This window comes from Deinococcus ficus (assembly GCF_003444775.1).
Classification (GTDB): Bacteria; Deinococcota; Deinococci; order Deinococcales; family Deinococcaceae; genus Deinococcus; species Deinococcus ficus.
Map to the genome: position 1 here is coordinate 726,785 of NZ_CP021081.1, position 17,875 is coordinate 744,659.

At 70.2% G+C, this 17,875-nt stretch carries 18 protein-coding genes; 12 read left to right on the forward strand and 6 right to left on the reverse strand.

The genetic code is table 11. The features are described from left to right. Window positions 1-7: 7 nt before the first annotated feature. The 6 genes from DFI_RS20925 (at window position 8) to DFI_RS03670 (ending at window position 7,554) form a co-directional block, all read left to right on the forward strand. Complete coding sequence (locus DFI_RS20925) at window positions 8-838, forward strand: GNAT family N-acetyltransferase (protein WP_027461983.1); 831 nt, start codon at window positions 8-10, stop codon at window positions 836-838. Between the two features lie 148 nt (window positions 839-986). Beyond that, window positions 987-4,073 carry an excinuclease ABC subunit UvrA gene (gene uvrA, locus DFI_RS03650; RefSeq protein WP_027461984.1) on the forward strand — a complete coding sequence of 1,029 codons (3,087 nt, stop codon included), beginning with the start codon at window positions 987-989 and terminating at the stop codon, window positions 4,071-4,073. Continuing rightward, window positions 4,070-4,702 carry a hypothetical protein gene (locus DFI_RS03655; protein ID WP_051307458.1) on the forward strand — a complete coding sequence of 211 codons (633 nt, stop codon included), beginning with the start codon at window positions 4,070-4,072 and terminating at the stop codon, window positions 4,700-4,702. Before uvrA ends, DFI_RS03655 begins: the two co-directional genes overlap by 4 nt. A gap of 69 nt (window positions 4,703-4,771) precedes the next feature. Further along, on the forward strand, window positions 4,772-5,473 hold the full coding sequence (locus tag DFI_RS03660) for a DsbA family protein (protein ID WP_022800034.1): 702 nt from the start codon (window positions 4,772-4,774) through the stop codon (window positions 5,471-5,473). A 123-nt stretch (window positions 5,474-5,596) separates the two neighbouring features. Next, window positions 5,597-6,049 (forward strand): disulfide bond formation protein B, encoded by a 453-nt coding sequence (locus tag DFI_RS03665; RefSeq protein WP_022800033.1) that lies wholly within the window; start codon window positions 5,597-5,599, stop codon window positions 6,047-6,049. A gap of 245 nt (window positions 6,050-6,294) precedes the next feature. After that, the gene (locus DFI_RS03670) at window positions 6,295-7,554 is read left to right on the forward strand and encodes a hypothetical protein (protein ID WP_155864498.1); all 1,260 of its coding nucleotides are present in this window, start codon (window positions 6,295-6,297) and stop codon (window positions 7,552-7,554) included. 108 nt (window positions 7,555-7,662) lie between these two features. On the opposite strand, the gene tdh is transcribed toward DFI_RS03670, so the two are convergent. After that, the gene (tdh, locus tag DFI_RS03675) at window positions 7,663-8,712 is read right to left on the reverse strand and encodes an L-threonine 3-dehydrogenase (protein WP_027461986.1); all 1,050 of its coding nucleotides are present in this window, start codon (window positions 8,710-8,712) and stop codon (window positions 7,663-7,665) included. Between the two features lie 190 nt (window positions 8,713-8,902). On the opposite strand from tdh, the gene DFI_RS20070 reads away from it, so the two are divergent. The 3 genes from DFI_RS20070 to DFI_RS03685 all read left to right on the forward strand — a co-directional run bounded on the left by DFI_RS20070 (window position 8,903) and on the right by DFI_RS03685 (window position 10,724). Beyond that, window positions 8,903-9,046 (forward strand): hypothetical protein, encoded by a 144-nt coding sequence (locus DFI_RS20070; protein WP_162899070.1) that lies wholly within the window; start codon window positions 8,903-8,905, stop codon window positions 9,044-9,046. Between the two features lie 53 nt (window positions 9,047-9,099). Further along, complete coding sequence (locus DFI_RS03680) at window positions 9,100-9,540, forward strand: hypothetical protein (RefSeq protein WP_027461987.1); 441 nt, start codon at window positions 9,100-9,102, stop codon at window positions 9,538-9,540. Window positions 9,541-9,617: 77 nt separating this feature from the next. Beyond that, window positions 9,618-10,724, forward strand: coding sequence for a Gfo/Idh/MocA family protein (locus tag DFI_RS03685; protein WP_027461988.1), 1,107 nt, complete (start codon window positions 9,618-9,620; stop codon window positions 10,722-10,724). 10 nt (window positions 10,725-10,734) lie between these two features. Here the strand turns inward: DFI_RS03685 and DFI_RS03690 are convergent, their stop codons facing one another. The 4 genes from DFI_RS03690 to DFI_RS03705 form a co-directional block, all read right to left on the reverse strand. After that, a complete protein-coding gene (locus tag DFI_RS03690) occupies window positions 10,735-12,954 on the reverse strand; it encodes an AAA family ATPase (protein WP_027461989.1) in 2,220 nt (739 codons plus the stop codon). Beyond that, window positions 12,951-13,280 carry an ATP-dependent Clp protease adapter ClpS gene (clpS, locus tag DFI_RS03695; RefSeq protein ID WP_022800026.1) on the reverse strand — a complete coding sequence of 110 codons (330 nt, stop codon included), beginning with the start codon at window positions 13,278-13,280 and terminating at the stop codon, window positions 12,951-12,953. The genes DFI_RS03690 and clpS overlap by 4 nt, the downstream gene beginning before the upstream one ends. Window positions 13,281-13,377: 97 nt before the next feature. Then, window positions 13,378-14,052, reverse strand: coding sequence for a hypothetical protein (locus tag DFI_RS03700; RefSeq protein WP_043776931.1), 675 nt, complete (start codon window positions 14,050-14,052; stop codon window positions 13,378-13,380). An 85-nt stretch (window positions 14,053-14,137) separates the two neighbouring features. Then, window positions 14,138-14,533, reverse strand: a complete 396-nt coding sequence (locus DFI_RS03705; protein ID WP_027461990.1) for a hypothetical protein — start codon at window positions 14,531-14,533, stop codon at window positions 14,138-14,140. Window positions 14,534-14,655: 122 nt separating this feature from the next. Between DFI_RS03705 and DFI_RS03710 the strand changes: the two genes are divergently transcribed. The 3 genes from DFI_RS03710 (at window position 14,656) to DFI_RS03720 (ending at window position 17,014) form a co-directional block, all read left to right on the forward strand. Continuing rightward, window positions 14,656-15,639: a DUF1517 domain-containing protein gene (locus DFI_RS03710; protein ID WP_027461991.1), complete on the forward strand. Its 984-nt coding sequence runs from the start codon at window positions 14,656-14,658 to the stop codon at window positions 15,637-15,639. Between the two features lie 351 nt (window positions 15,640-15,990). After that, window positions 15,991-16,644, forward strand: coding sequence for a DUF1517 domain-containing protein (locus DFI_RS03715; RefSeq protein ID WP_027461992.1), 654 nt, complete (start codon window positions 15,991-15,993; stop codon window positions 16,642-16,644). A 43-nt stretch (window positions 16,645-16,687) separates the two neighbouring features. Next, window positions 16,688-17,014: a hypothetical protein gene (locus DFI_RS03720; protein ID WP_027461993.1), complete on the forward strand. Its 327-nt coding sequence runs from the start codon at window positions 16,688-16,690 to the stop codon at window positions 17,012-17,014. An 8-nt stretch (window positions 17,015-17,022) separates the two neighbouring features. Here the strand turns inward: DFI_RS03720 and DFI_RS03725 are convergent, their stop codons facing one another. Continuing rightward, window positions 17,023-17,853 (reverse strand): phosphatase PAP2 family protein, encoded by an 831-nt coding sequence (locus DFI_RS03725; protein WP_027461994.1) that lies wholly within the window; start codon window positions 17,851-17,853, stop codon window positions 17,023-17,025. Window positions 17,854-17,875 lie beyond the last annotated feature (22 nt).

Sequence of the window (17,875 nt, forward strand, 5' to 3'; positions counted from 1 at the left end):
GGGATACATGCCTGCCGAACTTCAGATGCTTGCCGCCTCGGCCTTTCCCCTGAGTGCCCTGGCGACCCAGATGGCCCAGGGCTTCGAGGGCTACTTCGTGACGATTCCCGATGACCCGGCTGCCTTCGCCGCGCGGGCCCGGGCCGAGCAGATCGACCTGAGCGCCTCGCTGGTCGCCAAGCTGGACGGCGAGCCCGTGGGGCAGGCGCTGATCGCCCGGCGCGGCAGCGTGAGCCGGCTGGCGGCCATGAGCGTGCGCCCCGCGTGGCGCGGGCAGGGCGTGGGGGCCGCGCTGCTGGACCGCGCGCTGGCCGACGCCCGCGCCCGCGGCGACCGGGAAATGCGGCTGGAGGTGATCGAGGCGAACGAGGGCGCGGCCCGCCTGTACGAGCGCCGCGGCTTCCGGAAAGGGGTGCGGCTGGCCGGGTACGAGGCGGCCGGCCTGAGCGGCGCCGCCCTGGACGTGCGGGAGGTGGCCCTGTCGGACGCCGAGGAGAGCCTGTGGCGGCACTCCGCCCTGCACCTGCCCTGGCAGATGCAGCCCGCCACCCTTTGTGCCCTGACCGCGCCCACCCGCGCCTTCCGGCTGGAGGAGGCGACCGCCTGGGTGGTGGCGACGCCGGGCGCGCTGGTCCTGCGGGCCATGGTCGTGCCGGAAGCGGCGCGCCGTCAGGGGCAGGGCCGGGCGCTGCTCTCGGCGCTGGCGTACGCCTTCCCGGACGTGAAGCTGGTGGTGCCGGCCATCGTGCCGGAGCCGCTGGTGGACGGCTTCCTGCGCGCCTGCGGCTTTACCCAGACGCCGCTGGCGCAGTGGGAGATGACCTGCCCGCTTCCCTGAGGGCCGGCTCCAGACTTCCGGGCTGGTGCGGTCCCGTTCCGATCCTGTAGACTGTCTCGTTTCAGATCGGGTGCGGCCTCTTCTGCATCCGGCGTAATCGAGCGGGCGGCCGGCAACCCTCCGGCGGCCGCGTGGAAAGGAGTGGAGAGTGCAGAACCAGAACCTGATCGTGCGCGGCGCACGCGAACACAACCTCAAGGACATCACCGTCGAACTGCCGCGCGACCAGTTCATCGTGATCACCGGCGTGTCCGGCAGCGGCAAGAGCACCCTGGCCTTCGACACCATCTACGCCGAAGGCCAGCGCCGCTACGTCGAGAGCCTCAGCGCGTACGCCCGGCAGTTCCTGGGCCTGATGGAAAAACCCGACGTGGACAGCATCACCGGCCTGTCCCCGGCCATCTCCATCGACCAGAAGACCACCAGCCACAACCCCCGCAGCACCGTGGGCACCGTCACCGAGATCCACGACTACCTGCGGCTGCTGTACGCCCGCGTGGGCACCCCCTACTGCCCGGTCTGCGGCCGGAAGATCGAGAAGCAGAGCCCCAGCGAGATCACCGACCGCCTCCTGGGCGGCTTCACGGACAAGCGCGCCATCCTGCTCGCGCCGGTGGTGCGGGGCCGCAAGGGCGAGTACCGCAAGCTGTTCGCGGACCTGCGCCGCGAGGGCTTCGCGCGCGTGCGGGTGGACGGCACCCTGTACGAACTCGACGAGGCCGAGAAGCTCAAGCTGGAGAAGTTCGAGAAGCACGACGTGGACGTGGTCATCGACCGCGTCACCCTGCGTGAGGGGGACCGCAGCCGCATCGCGGAAAGCGTGGAACTCGGCCTGCGCCGCGGCGAGGGCCTGCTGCGCGTCCTGATGCCCGACGGCGGCGAGGACGGCGGCGCGCACGAGGAGCTGTACTCCGAGAAGTTCGCCTGCCCGGAACACGGCAGCGTGCTGGAGGAACTCGAACCCCGCAGTTTCTCCTTCAACAACCCGTACGGTGCCTGCCCGGACTGCGCGGGCCTGGGCAGCAAGCAGGAATTCACGCCCGAACGCATCATCGACGAGAAGCTGTCCATCGCCGAGGGGGCCATCCTGCCCTGGACGAAAAAGGGCACCGACGCCGGCATCTACTACTGGGACAAACTCAAGGCGCTGTCCGAACACCTGGACTTCGACCTCAAGACCCCCTGGCGCGACCTGCCCGCAGCCGCGCAGAAGGCCGTGCTGCACGGACCGGGCGAGGCGTTCCCGGTCGTGTACCGCCGGGGCGGGAAGGAAACCATGCGCTTCATGACCGAGTTCGAGGGCGTGATCCACAACCTCGAACGCCGCTACGCGGACACCGAGTCGGACTTCATGAAAGAGCGCCTGGAAGAACTGATGGACCTGCGCCCCTGCCCCACCTGCGGGGGCACGCGCTACAAACCCGAGATTCTCGCGGTGCGCGTGGGCGGCCTGAACATCTCCCAGGCGAGCGGCATGAGCGTGCTGGACGCCGACGCGTTCTTCGGCTGGCTGCAGGACGGCGAGCTGAACCACGACCGCATCAAGCCGTACCTGGGCCAGGGCCTGGGCGGCAGCGTGAAAGCGCACGGCCCGCGCCACTACGAGTACGCCCTGAACGACTTCGGCGCCGCGGTGGCCGCGCCGATCCTGCGCGCCATCCGCACCCGCCTGAGCTTCCTGGTGGACGTGGGCCTGGACTACCTCAGCCTGGACCGCACCGCGAACACCCTGTCCGGCGGAGAAGCGCAGCGCATCCGCCTCGCCACGCAGGTCGGGTCGGGCCTGACCGGCGTGCTGTACGTGCTGGACGAACCCAGCATCGGCCTGCACCCCAAGGACAACCACCGGTTGATCGGCACGCTGAAAAATCTCCGGGATCTCGGCAACACCCTGCTTGTCGTCGAACACGACGAGGACACCATGGTCGAGGCCGACTACCTGGTGGACATGGGCCCCGGAGCCGGCGTGCACGGCGGCGAGGTCGTGGCGTACGGCACGCCGGAGCAGGTCAAGCAGGACCGCAACAGCCTGACCGGGAAGTACCTGCGCGGCGAACTGAAGATCGACGTGCCCACCGAGCGCCGGCGCGGCAACGGCAAGAAACTCAGGGTCTTCGGCGCGAAGGAACACAACCTTCAGAACGTGGACATCGAGATTCCCCTGGGCACCATGACGGTCGTGACCGGGCCCAGCGGCAGCGGCAAGAGCACCCTGATCCACGACATCCTGCACGCCACCCTGGCCCGCGAACTGAACGGCGCGAAAACCACCCCCGGCCGCTTCGACCGGATCGAGGGCATGGAGCACCTGGACAAGGTCATCGAGATCGACCAGAGCCCCATCGGACGAACGCCGCGCAGCAACCCCGCCACGTACACCGGCGTGTTCACCGAGGTCCGCGACCTGTTCACCCGCACGCCCGAAGCGCGCCGGCGCGGCTACCAGGCGGGCCGCTTCTCCTTCAACGTGAAAGGCGGCCGCTGCGAGCACTGCAAAGGCGACGGCGTCATGAAGATCGAGATGAACTTCCTGCCGGACATCTACGTCCCGTGCGAGGTCTGCAAGGGCGCCCGCTACAACCGCGAGACGCTGGAAGTGAAATACAACCACAAGACCATCGCCGACGTGCTCGACATGACCGTCGAGGACGCCCACAGCTTCTTCGAGGCGATCCCCACCATCCAGCGCAAGATGGCCCTGCTGCTCGACGTCGGGCTGGGGTACATGCGCATCGGACAGCCCAGCACCACCCTGTCCGGCGGAGAAGCGCAGCGCATCAAGCTCGCCACCGAACTGAGCAAGCGCGCCACCGGCAAGACCATCTACATCCTGGACGAGCCCACCACCGGCCTGCACTTCGAGGACGTGCGCAAACTCATGGAAGTCCTGCAGCGCCTCGCCGAGGGCGGCAACACCCTGGTGATCATCGAACATAATCTGGATGTCATGAAGTGCGCCGATTACCTGATCGACCTCGGCCCGGAAGGCGGAGTGCGCGGCGGTACGGTCGTCGCCACCGGCACGCCCGAACAGCTCGCCGCCCACGAGGGCAGCCACACCGGCGCGTGGCTGCGCCGGGTGCCCGGGATCGTTCCCGCCGGCGCCACTGCTGTTCCCGCTGAGGCGCCCGCTGCGCCCGCGAAGAAGCCCCGCAAGGCCGCGAAGACCACGCAGACCGAACCCAGGAAGGCCGCCCCACGGGCCAGCCGGGCCAAGAAGGCGGCGGGCGCGTGACCACGCCCGCCCTGCCCCTCACCCGGGCGCAGCGCCGCCGCGCCGGCCTGAAAGCCGCCCTGCGCAACCTCACGGGCCTGCTGCTGCTCGGCGCCCTGGCGTACCTGCTGTGGACGCCCGGGCAGTGGAACATGCAGCTGCTCGCCTGGGTGCTGGTCGTGCTGCTCGCCGACGAACTCGGCGGCTGGTTCGGGTACCTGGGCCTCGCGCTGGGCTTGATCGGCCTGTTCGGGCCGGCCGGGAACCTCACGCAGTGGCTGGTGATCTTCCCGCTGGTGGGCGGCGCCCTGATGGCCCTGCTGCTCGTGAAGCACTCCGGCGGGCCGTTCGTGCTGCCGTTCGGCGCGGCCCTGTTCGCCGCCACCCTGATCGGCGTGGGCCGCTACGGCACGCAGGTGGACCCGGAACTCAAACTTCCCGCCAGCGACAGCTTCCAGCAGTCGGCCCTGCTCGCCATGCTGATCGGGGTGGGCGTGAGCTTCATCCGGCAGGTCGTCGAGATGATCCTGCGCGCCCGCGCCCGCCACCACGCCCGGCAGGAGACCGTCCCGCTGCTGCTCGCCACGCCCGAGGCCGCCCGCGGCACTGGCCCGGTCGGCACCGACCCGGAGTCCGGCGCCCACCCCTGACCGGGGGCCCGCCCGTCCCGCCGCGTCCGCAGTCCTTCTCAGGGTGCGGACGCTACACTTGAACCCGACATGACCAGACTCAAAGGGAGCAACTCGAACAACACCACGCTGGTGATCGGCACGCTGATCGCCGTCGTCCTGATCGCCCTGGCCCTCTTCGCCGTGCGCGGCAAACCCCGCACCGGCGGCGACGGCACCACCGCCACCTTCAACCTCGCGGACATGCCCTACGTCGGGCAGGACGACGCCAAGGTGAACGTGGTCGTCGTGGAGGACTTCAAGTGCCCCGCCTGCAAGAACTTCAACGACAACATCGAACCCGAACTGAAAACCAAGTACGTGGACGGCGGCCAGGTGAAGTGGTACACCCTGGTCTGGCCCTTCATCTCCACCCAGGTCGCCCGCAACCCCGAGGACGACAGCAAGTACGCCGCCCAGGCCGCCCGCTGCGTGCGTGAACAGCAGGGCAACGAAGGCTACGAGGTCTTCAAGGGCATCCTGTTCCGCTCGCAGGGCCCCGAAAGCGAAGTGTGGGCCAGCAAGGCCAACCTGAAGACCCTGGCCGGCAACGTCGAGGGCCTGGACGCCGCGAAGTTCGCCAGCTGCCTCGACAACGACGAAACCCTCGCCGCCGTGGAAGCCGACAAGCGCCAGGCCGAGGCCGCCGGCGTGAACAGCACCCCCACCGTGTTCGTGAACGGCAAGAAGGTCGAGGGCACCGCCAGCGCCATCAGCCAGGCCATCGACGAGGCCGTCTCCGCCGCCAACTGAGCCACCCCCACCCCTGCCCCCGCCGCCCGGAGCCCGCTCCAGGCGGCGGTTTTTCATCCATTCCGGACGGGCGGAGCGGGGGAGGGGCCGCGTGCCCCGCCCGGCATGCTTTACCCTCTGGGCATGAGCCGTGACACGCGCCTTTACCTCGCCTGGGTGGTCGCCCTGATCGCCACGCTGGGCAGCCTGTACTTCAGCAACGTCAAAGGCTACGTGCCCTGCGTCCTGTGCTGGTACCAGCGGATCGCCATGTACCCCCTGGCGCTGTGGCTGGGCATCGCGGCCCTGCGCGGCGAACTGAGCATCCGCGTGTACGCCCTGCCGCTCGCCGTGATCGGCTGGTGCATCGCGCTGTTCCAGAACCTGGAAACCTGGGGGATCATCCCCACGCCCCTGGTGTGCTCCCCGACGACCGGCGCGGTGTCCTGCACCACGCCCTGGCCCGTGTGGGGCAACGGCGCGCTGCGCGACCTGAACACCATCCTGACCATCCCCACCCTGAGCCTGATCGCGTTCACGCTGATCATCGCCCTGCTCGCCTGGGGCCGCACCGCCCGCGACACCGCCGAACTCTGAGCCCCGCGCACCCCGGCCGGCCCCCGTGACTGCGGGGGCCGGCGCCTTGGTTCCCGCCCCGGTGCCCTTCAGGCCGCGGGCGGACAGGCCCGGGTAAGGCCCCGGCCACCCTTTCGATCTCGTAATAGCTCCGTAATTGCCGGGGGGGAGAGTGACCGCACCGTCGCCTGGGGAGGCCCCTGCCTTCCCGACAGGAGGTCACTATGAGATCGTCGTGGTTGCGTCAGGCGTTCATCCTTGCCGGCTTGCCCGCAGCGGCCCTGGCCGGTTTGGTGGCCGCCGGCCACATGCAGACCGCCGCCCAGCCTCTCTCCTCGTCCGGCCCGGCCCAGGCCACCCAGGCCCAGGTGCAGGCCCTGAACAGCGGGACCCTGCTGGCCGGCACCATGGTGCTCGCGCAGGCCGGCACCGCCAGCGCGAACGTCAGGGGCGTGTCCTCGGCCACGTGCATGAACTGCCACGGCAGCACCCCCAAATACCCGGTGCTGGGCGCCAAACTCACGTACGAGCACTCGGCGCATAAACTGAACGGCAACGCCACCTACGCCAACGGCGGCGGCTGCCAGCAGTGCCACACCAACGAGGGCTTCATTGAGTGGACGCAGAAGGGCAAGATCGACCCGGCCACCTTCGTCGCCAACCCCTCGCAGCCCGGTTGCATGACCTGCCACGCGCCTCACGAGACCGGCACCATGGCCCTGCGCACCACCAAGGCCGTCACGCTGGTGAACAAGGAAGAATTCGACGGCGGCAAGGGCAACCTGTGCGCCAGCTGCCACCAGTCCCGCAGCGACGCCAAGGCGGCCGTGAAGGACCTGCCCGCCAAGGACGTCACCGCCCGCCTGGGCGCTCACCACGGCCCGCAGGCCGACATGATGGTCGGCACGAACGCCTACCAGTTCCCCGGTAAGACCTACGGCAGCAGCGACCACTACAGCAGCGTGGACAACACCTGCGTGTCCTGCCACATGAACCTCCCGAAAGGCCGCTACAGCCTGAGCCCAGAGATCGGCGGGCATAGCATGAACCTGGCCGGCGAGGTGCACGAGGTCGAGACGCTGAACACCAGCGCCTGCGTGAGCTGCCACAAGGACATGAAGCAGGCCCCCGGCACCGCCAGCTGGAGCAAGTTCAGTGACGCCGGCGTGCAGTGGGTCGGGCCGACCGCCGTGTTCGCCGTGACCGCCAGCGACGACTACGACCGCGACGGCAAGAAGGAATACGTGCAGGACGAAGTGCAGGGTCTGATGGACCTGCTGGTCAACCCGCAGGGCACCGGCGCCATGCAGACCAAGCTCGCGATGTACGACGCCAAGGGCACCTACATCGGCGCGAAGGCTGCGGCGCCCTACACGGCCGCGCAGGTCGGCGCGCTGTTCAACTACCGCTACGTGCTCGAAGACCGCAGCCGCGGCATCCACAACCTCACATACACCGTGCAGCTCCTGACTGACAGCATCGCCGCGCTGGACCCCGCCTTCGACACCAGCGCCCGCCCCAAGTAAGCCCCTGAATGGGAGAGGCGGCGTGACGAGCGCCGTCCCTCCCGTTCGGAGCACCCCGACAAACCGAGGCGCCGGCAGGTCAATGCCGGCGCCGCCTGGATTTTTCGGTCAGGCGCCCGGGGCCTTCAGGTCCGCCCAGTCCAGGATGACCTTCCCGCTCTGCCCGCTGAGCATCGCGTCGAAACCCTGCTGGAAGTCGCGGATGCCGTAGTGGTGCGTGATCACGGGGCTCAGGTCCAGGCCGGACTGGATCAGGGCGGCCATCTTGTACCACGTCTCGAACATCTCCCGGCCGTAGATGCCGCGGATGGTGAGCATCTTGAAGATCACGGCGTTCCAGTCGATCTGCACGTCCCCGCTGGGAATGCCCAGCAGCGCGATCTTCCCGCCGTTGTTCATGGCCTGCACCATCTGCGCGAAGGCGGGGCCCGACCCGCTCATTTCCAGGCCCACGTCGAAGCCCTCGTGCATGTCGAGTTCGGTCGTGGCGACGTGCCACAGGTCCTCCTGCGCCACGTTCACGGCGCGGGTCACGCCCATCTTCCGCGCGAGGTCCAGGCGGTACTCGTTCACGTCCGTGATCACCACGTTGCGCGCGCCCACGTGTTTCGCCACGGCCGCCGCCATCACCCCGATCGGCCCGGCGCCCGTGATCAGCACGTCCTCGCCCACCAGATCGAACTGCAGGGCCGTGTGCACCGCATTCCCGAACGGATCGAAGATCGCGGCGATGTCGTCCGGGATGTCCTGCGGCAGCTTGAAAGCGTTGAAGGCCGGCAGCACCAGGTACTCCGCGAACGACCCGGGGCGGTTCACGCCCACGCCCAGCGTGTTGCGGCACAGGTGCCGGCGGCCCGCGCGGCAGTTGCGGCAGTGCCCGCAGGTGACGTGGCCCTCGCCGCTCACCCGGTCCCCGATCTGGAAGCCCTGCACCTCGCTGCCCATCCCGACCACCTCACCCACGTACTCGTGCCCGACCACCATGGGCACCGGAATGGTCTTCTGCGCCCAGCTGTCCCACTTGTAGATGTGCACGTCCGTGCCGCAGATGCTGCTCTTGCGCACCCGGATCAGCAGGTCGTTCGGGCCGGGGGTGGGCACGTCGGTGTCGATCATCCAGATGCCCTCGCGGGCCTCCTGTTTGCTCAGGGCGGTCATGGTGCCCGCGATGCCGGGGGCCAGGGTGGGGGCGCTGCTCATGACCGCGTTCTAGCGCGGCGCGCCCCCGGACGCAACGGTGAAGCTCACCGGCCGGGACGCTGGCCTGGACACCCTGCCCGCCCGGCCCTCAACCATTTCATAAGCGGCGCGGCACCCGCGCTTCACGTGTGGGGGCTACGCTGCGGGCATGATCCGCTACCGCAAACAGAACGCCCTGCAGCCCGAGAAGGACGCTGAGGTCAGCGTGAACCTCACGCCGCTGATGTTCTTCCTGGTGGGGTTCCTGGCCATGAAGGCCCTGCTGCGCACCGCGCTGAGCCAGGGCGAGTAATCCCCCGGCCCGTCGCCGCCCGCCCCGGCCGGCCGGGGCGGTAGGCTGCAGGCATGACCAACCCACCCCCGGCGCCCGCGCAGCAGTTCAAGAGCGCGGCCAGCAACCGCTTCGTGATGCCCGGCTGGATGAACCTGCTGCCCGGCACGCCCGACAGCATCGAGGTGCAGTTCGACCTCGCGCCCGAGGACCACAGCCGCGCGCAGGGCCTGCTGCTGCTGGACTACTGGGAAACGCCGGAGAAACTGACCCTGCAGGGCATCCTGCCGGTGCGCGCCTTTACCGCCAACCCCGACGGGTGGTGCGTGATGCTGCCGGCCCGCGGTGACCTGATCATCCGCGCCATCGACCCGCAGCCCAACCCGCCGGTGCTCGCGCCGCACTGGATTCACCTGAACCCGGAGACGAAACCCGGCACGACCGTGCACGTGGCCGTGAAATTCCCTGGCGGGGAAGGCACGCCGCCGGCCGTGCAGAACCTGCTGCGCAGCTGAATCGCCCCGCGCGGCACCTGAACTTCGTCTGAAGGCGGGTTGCACGGGCGGGCGGGCGGCCCGCCCTACGCTGGGGCATGCCGCAGAAACCGGACCTTCCGAACCCCAAGCCCGAGTCCCGGCGCGTCGGGTACGCCATCGTCGGCATCGGCAAACTCACCGCCGACGAGCTGATTCCCGCCGCCCGCACCAGCGAGAACAGCTACGTGGCGGCGCTGGTCACCAGCGAGGAGGACAAGGGCGAGGCCTTCGCCCGGGCCTTCGACCTGTCCGACCGGGACGTGTACACCTACGACCAGTTCGAGGAGCTCGCGGACCGGGAGGACGTGCAGGCGGTGTACATCGTGCTGCCCAACAGCATGCACCGCGAGTACGTGGAACGCGCCGCGAAGATGGGCAAGCACGTCCTGTGCGAGAAACCGCTCGGCATGAACGCCGACGACGCCCGCCAGATCGTGGCCGCCTGCAAGAAGGCCCGCGTGAAACTCATGACCGCGTACCGCTGCCAGTACACCCCGGAACACTGGGCGGCGCGCGACGCCGTACAGGGCGGCCGCCTGGGGAAGGTCAAGCTGCTGGACAGCATTCACACGCAGGTCGAGACCGACGCCACCGCCTGGCGCATGAAGCAGGACCTCGCGGGCGGCGGGCCGCTGCCGGACGTCGGCATCTACAGCGTGAACATCATGCGCTTCGTGCTCGGCACCGAGCCCGAATGGGTCTTCGCCGCGCTGCACCAGCCGAAAAGTGACCCGCGATTCCGCGAGGTGGAGGAGAGCGTGGCCTTCACGCTCGGGTTCCCCGGCGGGATCATGGCGACCGGCTTGACGAGTTACGGCGCCGCCAAGACCACCACCCTGCGCGTGCTCGGCGAGGACGGCAGCCTCCTGATGGACCCCGCCTTCCCGTACGACGGCCTGAAACTCCAGCTCACGGACGAGGCAGGCACCCACCAGCCCAGTTTCCCCGAGTACGACCAGTTCACGCAGGAGTTCAACCACTTCAGCCGGTGCATCCTGGAGGGCGGCACCCCCTGGACGCCCGGCGAGGAAGGCGTGGCCGACCACGTCGTCATGGACGCCCTGTACGAGAGCGCCCGCACCGGGAAGGTCGTGACCCTGAAATCCAGCCGGAAGAAGGACGCCAGCCGAGGCCCGGACAAGCCCCAGCTTCCCGGCAAGTAATCCCGGCGGGTCAGCGGAAGGTGAAGGCGCCGTCTTTCAGGCCCACCGTGACCCGCCCGCCTTCCTTGAGCCGCCCGAACAGCAGCTGATCGGCCAGCGGGCGCTTGACCTGCGCCTCGATCACCCGCGTGAGCGGCCGGGCACCCATCACCGGGTCGTACCCGAGTGCCGCGAGGCGGGCGCGGGCGGCGGGCGTGACGTTCAGCTTCACCTTCCGTTCCGCGAGCTGCCCCTCCAGCTCCCGCAGGAACTTGTCCACCACGCTGCCCATCACCTCACGCGACAGCGGCCGGAAGTGAATCACGGCGTCCAATCGGTTGCGGAATTCCGGCGTGAAGGTCCGCTTCACGGCCTCGGCCTCCTCACCGGCGCGGCCCTCCCGGGAGAAGCCCAGCGCCGGTCGGCTCGCGTCGGCCGCGCCGGCATTCGTGGTAAAGATCAGCACCAGGCCGCGGCCGTCCACCTTCTTCCCGGCGTGATCGGTCAGGGTGCCGTGGTCCATGAGCTGCAGGAAGATGTTGTACACGTCCGGGTGCGCCTTCTCGATCTCGTCCAGCAGCAGCACCGAATGCGGGTGCTTCGCCACGGCGTCCGTGAGCAGCCCCCCCTGATCGAACCCCACGTACCCGGGGGGCGCCCCGATCAGCCGGGCGACGGTATGCGCCTCCTGGTACTCGCTCATGTCGAAGCGGGACAGCGGCACCCCCAGCCGGTCCGCGAGCGCGCGGGCCAGTTCCGTCTTGCCCACCCCGGTCGGGCCGGCGAACAGGAACGCGCCCTGCGGCTTCTGCGGGTCGCGCAGGCCCGCGCGGGCCAGCTTCACCGCCGAGGCCACCGCCTCCACCGCCCGGTCCTGCCCGTACACGCGGCCCTTCAGGTCCGCTTCCAGGGTCGCCAGGGACTGCACCTCCTCAGCCTTCACGGCGCCCACCGGCACGCGCGCCATCCGCGCAACCGTCGCCTCGATGTCCGGCGCACCGACCACCCCGCCCTGCCCGGCACTGCTGCGCGCCGCACCCGCCTCGTCCAGCACGTCGATGGCCTTGTCCGGCAGGAAGCGGTCCCGCAGGTGCCGCACGCTCAGGTGCACCGCGGCGTCCAGCGCCTCCGGCGTGAACGTCACGCCGTGATGCGCCGCGTACTTCGGCGCGAGCCCCCGCACGATCTCCCGCGCGTCCTCCGGCGAGGGCTCCATCACCTCCACCGTCTGGAAGCGCCGCCACAACGCCCGGTCCTTCTCCAGGTGCCGCAGTTCCGCCGGGGTGGTCGCGCCCAGCACCCGCAGCCGACCCCGCGCCAGCGCCGGCTTGAGCAGGTTCGCGGCGTCCACGCTGCCGCCCTCGGTGGCGCCCGCGCCCACCAGCGTGTGCAGCTCGTCGATGAACAGCACCGCGTTCACGCCGTCCAGCGCGGCCAGCACGCCCTTGAGCCGCTCCTCGAAATCCCCGCGGTACCGCGTGCCGGCCAGCAGCGCCCCCAGGTCCAGCGCGTACACCGCCGCGCCCTTCAGGAACCCGGGTGCCGCTCCGTCCGCGACCCGCTGCGCCAGCCCCTCGGCCAGCGCCGTCTTCCCGACGCCGGGCTCACCCACCAGCACCGGGTTGTTCTTCGTGCGCCGCGCCAGCACGTGCACCACCCGCGTCAGCTCCGCGTCCCGGCCGATCACCGGGTCAAACTCGCCCGCGCGCGCCTGCGCGGTCAGGTCCGTCGTGAACGCCGAGAGCGGGTCCTGTTCCGGCGCGTCCCCGCCCTCCGGCAGGGGGCCGTCCACGCCCGCCACGCGCCGCTCCCGGCTGCGGCCCTCCACGCGCGCCACCCCGTGCGACACGAAATTCAGCACGTCCAGCCGCGTCACGCCCCGCGCCTCCAGCACCGAGCGCGCCAGGCTGTCCTCCTCCTCCAGCAGTTCCACCAGCACCCGCGCGCCGTCCGCTTCCTGCGCACCCTTGCCGCTGGCGTGCAACTGCAGCACGGCGCCCTGCACCACCCGGTGCACGCCCAGCGTGAACTCCGGGTCCACGCCCTCCAGCCGCTCCAGCGCCGACAGGTGCTCCTCCAGGTCGTCCCGCAGGGCCTCCACGTTCACGCCCAGCGCCAGCAGCGCCTCCAGCGCCTCCGGGTCCCGCGTCAGGGCCAGCAGCAGGTGCTCCTGCGTCACGTACTCGTGCCCGGCCGACCGGGCGTGGTCCGCGGCCCGCGCGATCGCCAGCTGAAGATGTTCCCCGATCATTCGCCCACCTCCGGCTCCGCCACCACGCACAGCGGATGCCCGTCCCGGCGGGCGTGGGCGGTGACCTGCGCGACCTTCGTCTCGGCAATGTCGCGGGTGTACACCCCGGCCACGCCCTGCCCCTTGTGATGCACGGCCAGCATGATCAGCTCGGCATCCTGCTCGGTCTTGCGGAAGTAGCGTTCCAGGATCATCACCACGAAATCCATGGGGGTGTAGTCATCGTTCAGGAGCAGCACGCGGTACAGGCGGGGGCGCTGCGTCTGCGTGCGCTCCAGGGTCTGGGTCCGGCCCTGGCCGGCTTGGTCGGCGTCCCTGCGCGTCATGGGGCGAGTGTACCCGGCTCATCGGTGGCCGACCGTGAGCAACGGAAACCCTTCCCCGCGCAGGTGGGGAAGGGCACGGAAAGAAGCGAATCGGCGATCAGGCCTTCTGCCCGCCGTCCTTCTTCTGGTCGTCCGCGGCTTTCTTCGCGCTGTCCGCTGCATTCTGGGCCGCGTCCTTCGCGCCGTCCGCCGCCTTCTGCGCGGCGCTCTTCACGTCATCGGCCGCCTTGCCAGCCGTGTCCTTGGCGTCCTTCGCCCCCCACTTGATGTCCTGCAGCGTCTGGGCGCCCTGGTTCCCGGCCTTGTCCGCAGCGTCCTTCGCGTCGGCCTTCAGGTCCTGCGCGGCGTCCCGGGCCTTGCCCCCGACATCCTGGGCCTTGTCCTTCACGGTGTCCGCGGCCTTGGAGGCGGCGTCGCGGGCCGTTTCGGCCGCGCCGGTCACGGCCTGCTTCACGTCACCGGCCACTTCCTTGGCCTTGTCCACGGCGGCCTGCGTGCCGCCCGCCGCGGCGTCCTTCACCTCGGCGGCCTTGTCCGCGATGACCGTGCCGGCGGTGTGCGCCGCTTCCCGGGTCTTCTCCCAGCCCTGCGCGACGCTGTGGCTCACGTCGCCCGCCGCGTCCTTCAGGCCCAGTTCGGCCAGTTTGGCGTCCAGGGCCTTGCGGTTCTGCTCGCGGCTCAGGTAGTACGCGCCCGCGCCGATCAGCGCGCCCAGCAGCAGCAGCCGCTTGGTGGGAAAGTGCGAGTCGTCGTGGTCGTGGTGGTTAAACATGCGCTCAGCGTAGGACCGCGCCCCCCTCCCAGGATGAACTTCCGCCCCGCCCGCCCGGATCAATCCTTAAAGTCCAGCCGGCCCCTCAGCGCGCCGGGACCGGCAGGCCCAGGCGCCGCGCGAGCCGCTCGGTCACGATCCACTCCTCCGGCTCCTCGGCGTCCCCCGGGTCGTTCAGGCCCTCCACGCGCAGCAGCACGCAGCCCCGCTCCAGGTAAAAGGCGCGGATCTTCGCCCAGGCCTCCTGCTCGTCCGCGGCCGTCTCGTCCAGGTCCTCCAGGGTGCCCCACACGTCGCCGTCCACCTCCGCGCTCAGCAGGGCCTCGGCATGCCCGCTGAACACGTACGCGTCCACCGTTTCGCTCCGCGCGTACGCCTCGCCGGGCGCGCGCACGTCCAGGCGGTCGTCGCGCTCGTACAGGCCCGCCAGGAACGCCGCCCAGGCGTCGGCACTCAGGGTGATCACCGGCTCATTGCTCACGGCGCCACTCTACCCCTTCACCCCAGGGCTCCCTCACCCCGGCGCGCACGGGGGCGGCTGGGTGAAGGTTTCTGAACGGTTCCCGCCGACCCCCGCAAGGGCCGGGCCCGTAGACTGCGCACATGCAGCGCGTTCGCCACACCCCCCACCGGAAGGGCGCCCCCCTGCGGGCCGCCCTGGTCGCCCTGTCCCTCACGCTCGGCGGGCTGTCCCTGACCAGCCCCGCCCTCGCCCAGTCCGGCGGGGGCTTCGGCGGAAGCAGCAGCGGCGGGCGGTCCGGCGGCGGGTCCGTGGGCGGCGGCTCCTACGGCGGAGGTGGCGGGTCGTACGGCGGCGGGTACAGCGGCCCCATCATCATCAACGGCGGCGGGTACGGCGGCGGCTACTACGGCCCCGGCGTGTCCATGGGCGGCGGCTTCGGACTGCTGCCCCTCCTGATCTTCGGCGGCGTGATCTTCATGGTCGTCGGCGGCATGCGCCGCAGCCTCGCCGGCAGCAGCGCCCGCGGCCTGGGCGGCCTGAACAGCCTCAGCGGCACCGCGCAGGCCGTCAAGGTCCAATTGCTCCTCGCCGAAGGCGACGAGGTCAAACGCAGCCTGCAACGCGTCGCGCAGACCGGCGACCCCGACACCAACGCCGGCCTGGCCCGCATGCTGCAGGAAGCCGCCCTGGTCGCCCTGCGCCACCCCGAACGCTGGGTGTACGGCGACGTGGAACGCGCCCAGGGCGCCCCGAACGCCGCCGACAGCCAGGTCGGCGCCTGGGCCACGCAGGCCCGCGCGGCCTTCACCGACCAGACCACCAGCAACTACCAGAACCGCGACCCCCAGAGCGGCTTCTCGCAGCGCGGCGACTACACGTTCAAGAAAGACGGCACCGACCTGTACTTGGCCGTGACCATCGCCGTCGCCGCCCACACCCTCGGCAACCTGCCGCCTGCCGGCACCACCACCGCCGCCGAAGCCCGCGCGGTGCTCGCCGCCATCAGCAGCGTCAGCGCCGACGACCTGATCCGCGCCGAGGTCGTCTGGAGCCCCGATGTGGAAGGCGAATTCCTCTCGGAGGACGAAGCCATCCTCAAATACCCGCAACTCACCAGGCTGTAAGCCGCGCACCTGCGCCGCCCGGACGCGCCCGCACCCGTTATGGTGCAGGCCGTGTCCCGGCGGTACTTTCCTCCCCTTCTTCTTGTCCTGCTGCTGTCCCTCATCCCCCTGGCCCTCGCGCAGAGCGGCGGCAGCTTCGGCGGCTCCACGAGTTCCGGTTCATCGGGGTCGTCCGGTTCCTCTTCCAGTTCCAGCTCCTCAGGATCGAGCAGCTCCTCAAGTTCATCCAGCAGCTCTTCGGGCCGCTCCTGGTCCGACGACGATGACGATCTGGGGTCAACGTTGTCGGAGACCGATGACACGGCGGCCGGTGATCCGGCGAGTCAGGCGCCGAGTACCTTTCTGCACGACGTGACGGTCGTCGTTCTGTGGGGCATGGCCATCCTCCTGGCCCTCGTGGTGCTGGACCGGGTGATCGCGTTTTTTGTCCAGCGCAAACCAGCTCAGCTCGTCTTCACGCAACTGCTTCTCGTGAATGCGCCCGGCGTGCAGAGGGCCATTCACGACATTGCCGTGAGTGGCGACGTCGACCAGCCGGGGCAGCTGGCCAGGATGTTCCTTCAGGCGGTGCAGGTCACCCTGGACGCGCAGGCCAGCTGGGTGTACGGGCGGGCAGACGTGATGACCGGGACGCGGGGCGCTCTGGAAGCCCAGCTGAAGGAAAGGGCCGTGCTGGCCCGCGCCGCGTTCACCTCGGAAACCACGAAGAACCAGCAGGACGGTGAACTCAGGGGCGCCACCATCGCCGGCAGCACCGCCACCCCGGAGCCGGGCGCCCCGCTCTATCTGGCCGTGACACTCGGCGCAGTCACCGCCCGTTCTTCCCTGAGCGTGCCCACGTCGCCGTGCACGGACGAAACCGTGAGCACCGTCCTCCGCCACCTGATGAGCCTGAACAGCGGCCAGATCCACGAGGTGCAGGTGGTGTGGAGTCCGGACGTGGCGGGCGAATTTCTGACAGAGGAGCAGGCAATCAGAAAATACCCGGACCTGGGCAAACTGTAAGCCGGCCCGGCCTGAACTGCGCGGGCCGTGCGAGCATGCGCGAATGCCGCGCCGCCGTCCCGAGTCCTCCTGGCCGCCCCGGCCGGCCGCGCCCGAGCGGTGCGGGCTGTGTGATCGGGCGGTGCCGCGCCTGACCGAGCATCACCTCGTGCCGCGGTCGCAGGGGCGGCGCCGGGGCGTGCCGGTCCATGAGCTGCCGACGGTGCAGCTGTGCCCGCCGTGCCACAAGTTCCTGCACCGGACCTTCTCGAACGCGGAACTGGCCACCCAGTACGCGGACCTGGACACGTTGCGGGCGCATCCGGACGTGGCGGCCTTCCTGAAGTGGGTGCGGACGCAGCCGGCCACGAAGGGCATCCGCGTCCGCTGAGCCTGACGTCAGCGGACGGGGGCGGCGGCCGTGAAGGGCACGTTGCGGCCGGTTTCCTGGGGCAGCCAGCGGCGCAGCAGGGCCGGCACGCCGTGCGTGGCGAGCAGCACCAGCCCGCCGTAACGCAGGGCGCGCACCAGCGGCAGGTCCTTGAGCGCGTCGGGCAGGGCGGCCAGCAGGAAGTACGCGGCGAACACCACGGTCAGGCCCAGGACGGCCACGATGAGCCGCCCGGTCCAGTCGGTGGGGGGCGTGAAGGTGGGCCGGGACGCCCAGAAGCCCGCCAGCATGCCCAGGCCCACGCCCAGTTCCCGTGGGGTACCCGCCGGGAAGAGCAGGCTGACGAGCAGCACGACGACCGGCACGCCCCAGCGGCCCAGGTCCTCCAGCGGGAAGTCGCCCCGCGCGGCCCACAGTGCGAAGAGCGTGCCGAGCAGCAGGCCCACGATCACGTCGCTGGGGTAATGCACGTGCAGCACCAGCCGGGACGCGGCGATCACGGCGACCAGCGCGAGGGCGGCGGCCGTGAAGGCCGGGCGGCGCAGCTGCGCGGCAATGCCGCCCCACAGCGTGGCGCTCATCTGCGCGTGTCCGCTCGGCAGGCCCGGCCCGCCGCCGGTGGCCCGCGCCGCCTCGGACGCGAGCGCGGGGTCGCTGGTGAAGGGGCGGGGCAGGTCCAGGCCGTATTTCAGGGCGGTGTTCACCAGGTAACTCAGCGCGAAGGCCACGCCCAGGTCCCGCCCGCCGCGCGGCCGGACCAGCCACGTGTACAGCGCGAGAACCACGATGAACACCTCGTCACGTCCGAGCGCCGTGACCGCCAGCCAGAAGGATTCCATGTGCCTTCAGTGTGCCACGGCG

Bases quoted from the DNA above. Each gene is read 5' to 3' on its own strand.
- DFI_RS03665 (WP_022800033.1), top strand. From the start codon at position 5,597: ATGAGCCGTGACACGCGCCTTTACCTCGCCTGGGTGGTCGCCCTGATC.
- DFI_RS20070 (WP_162899070.1), top strand. From the start codon at position 8,903: ATGATCCGCTACCGCAAACAGAACGCCCTGCAGCCCGAGAAGGACGCT.
- DFI_RS03660 (WP_022800034.1), top strand. From the start codon at position 4,772: ATGACCAGACTCAAAGGGAGCAACTCGAACAACACCACGCTGGTGATC.
- DFI_RS03710 (WP_027461991.1), top strand. From the start codon at position 14,656: ATGCAGCGCGTTCGCCACACCCCCCACCGGAAGGGCGCCCCCCTGCGG.
- clpS (WP_022800026.1), bottom strand. From the start codon at position 13,280: ATGACGCGCAGGGACGCCGACCAAGCCGGCCAGGGCCGGACCCAGACC.
- DFI_RS03680 (WP_027461987.1), top strand. From the start codon at position 9,100: ATGACCAACCCACCCCCGGCGCCCGCGCAGCAGTTCAAGAGCGCGGCC.
- DFI_RS03690 (WP_027461989.1), bottom strand. From the start codon at position 12,954: ATGATCGGGGAACATCTTCAGCTGGCGATCGCGCGGGCCGCGGACCAC.
- tdh (WP_027461986.1), bottom strand. From the start codon at position 8,712: ATGACCGCCCTGAGCAAACAGGAGGCCCGCGAGGGCATCTGGATGATC.
- DFI_RS03700 (WP_043776931.1), bottom strand. From the start codon at position 14,052: ATGTTTAACCACCACGACCACGACGACTCGCACTTTCCCACCAAGCGG.
- DFI_RS03685 (WP_027461988.1), top strand. From the start codon at position 9,618: ATGCCGCAGAAACCGGACCTTCCGAACCCCAAGCCCGAGTCCCGGCGC.
- DFI_RS20925 (WP_027461983.1), top strand. From the start codon at position 8: ATGCCTGCCGAACTTCAGATGCTTGCCGCCTCGGCCTTTCCCCTGAGT.
- DFI_RS03725 (WP_027461994.1), bottom strand. From the start codon at position 17,853: ATGGAATCCTTCTGGCTGGCGGTCACGGCGCTCGGACGTGACGAGGTG.
- DFI_RS03720 (WP_027461993.1), top strand. From the start codon at position 16,688: ATGCCGCGCCGCCGTCCCGAGTCCTCCTGGCCGCCCCGGCCGGCCGCG.